At 35.5% G+C, this 1,860-nt stretch carries 3 protein-coding genes; all 3 read left to right on the top strand.

Going from position 1 to position 1,860, the window contains the following annotated elements; all coding sequences use genetic code 11:
• The first annotated feature begins 73 nt into the window (after positions 1-73).
• Positions 74-286, top strand: a complete 213-nt coding sequence (locus tag KTQ90_RS13165) for a helix-turn-helix domain-containing protein (RefSeq protein WP_118119347.1) — start codon at positions 74-76, stop codon at positions 284-286.
• Between the two features lie 228 nt (positions 287-514).
• The gene (locus tag KTQ90_RS13160) at positions 515-1,177 is read left to right on the top strand and encodes a hypothetical protein (RefSeq protein WP_153093259.1); all 663 of its coding nucleotides are present in this window, start codon (positions 515-517) and stop codon (positions 1,175-1,177) included.
• A 34-nt stretch (positions 1,178-1,211) separates the two neighbouring features.
• Positions 1,212-1,706: a hypothetical protein gene (locus KTQ90_RS13155; protein WP_217318806.1), complete on the top strand. Its 495-nt coding sequence runs from the start codon at positions 1,212-1,214 to the stop codon at positions 1,704-1,706.
• The last annotated feature ends 154 nt before the right edge of the window (positions 1,707-1,860 follow it).

Below are 1,860 nucleotides of genomic sequence, written 5' to 3'. Positions count from 1 at the left end.
AGCAGATATTCAAGGGATTTGGATGGATTATCAAAATAAAACGTTATTTTTGTAGCATAAAAACGATAAAAACATGAAATTAAATCGTATAAGAGCAGTCTTAGAGGACAAAGGGATAAGCCAAACATGGCTTGCAAAGAAGTTGGGAAGAAGTTTCAGTACGGTCAATGCTTATGTATGCAACCGCTCTCAACCCAACCTTACCACACTTCTTGAAATTGCGCAGTTATTGTCTGTGGATATGAAAGAACTAATTACGGATGAGACGGAGCGTACCACTATATAGGAAATGAAAGACAATGTCAAACAATAGTTAGTGAATTGCCTTATGATAATCAAAAAACTTGGCTTATTCGTATTATGGTGCATTTGCATCATATTGGGGCTAAAAGCTCTTACTCATGCATTTTCGGAAACTGTCGGAATAGTTATAATAGTTTGTGTCGTGGTTGTTGCTGATATTGTTCAGAGATATTTCAATCGACATGAACGGTGGTTCCGAAAGAGAGTTAATATGCTGAGAACCATTTGTCCGAATTCTCCAAATGATTTTCGGATGATTGGTGACCCATTGTTTGAGTCTTTTTCTTTGGGAAATTTCTTCATTCAATACAAGCCTGAAACCAAGGAGTTTCACCTCTGTTGCTGTATTTATATGGTTCTCCCCAATATTGTAGAGACTTGGAACAAAGCAATAGAAGACATAAATACAATTATTGCCCAGAAAGCGCCTTACGTAAAAATTGTAATAGATAGGCATGGTGAATTAGGGCAGGGTTTCAGTCTGATAATCCCTGCTAAGAAAGCTAAGAAAACACTTTTGTTGGCATTTGCTCACATACTCCTTGAACTCAAGAAGTCGCTCCCATATAGAACTAACGAGAATGGCATTTTAGTATGTGAAGTCTATTTTAAAATCAAGGTGTTCAACACGATTTGCTATGGCGAATACGATGGCGTGAGAGTGCTGAAAGCGATTACCATATCTTCAGATGGAAATTATACCTTCGTCAATGTCGAGGAAGATGAATGTGTGCCAGAAGACTTTACTAAGTCCAATCCTCCGATGTCCATCATCCTGCAATATGACTTGTATTCAATAGAAACCAATATGTTGATTAGCAAAGAGGAATTTGATGTCCATTGGGAGAAATGCAAAGACTTGTGTGAATCATAATCATTGGAGTACGGATTACAAATTCGATAGCACTATGAATTTTACAACTATAATGTTAGGACATAAGAAAAGGCAAGTTAGGCTACAAGCTGATGTTAGTTACGACCCTTTTAAAATTTTTCCTGATTTACAACATGTAAAAGACAACAATCTCTTCCACATCGATGAAGGAGATGTATTTTATGACTTCATAGGTGACCAAGGACCATTAAGATTTATTTCCGATAACTTCAAAGATTTGTTGGAAAATAATGGAGTAAAGGGAGTTTCTTTTATCCCCATAAAAATATATGGTTCAAGGTTGCAATACTATGCTCTGTTAGAAACGCAAATAGATTCTATCTGTGAACATGATTCTGACGGAGACCATATTTATGGGACTTTCCAAATAGATTTCACCTCGTGGAATGGAGAAGAACTCTTTTATTTGAAAGATAGTGGGGCTATAGTTTGTTCTTTACGAGTTAAAGAACTCATTGAAAGACACAATATTTCAAATGCCTCTTTTGAAGGCTTAGATAAATATTAAGAATTGACTATGATGAAATTTATAACTATCAGCATATATATATCATTATGTATTTTGTTCGTTGGTTGCAAAAAAACAAATTCCTCCACAAACGAAATGTGTAATTGTTCTGTGGAGAGCATAGAGGATGAATTAGAAATGCTGATAGTTATAA

Origin of the sequence: Leyella stercorea (assembly GCF_019052365.1) — a bacterium.
GTDB lineage: Bacteria > Bacteroidota > Bacteroidia > Bacteroidales > Bacteroidaceae > Prevotella.
This window is presented reverse-complemented; position numbering and strand designations above follow the sequence as displayed.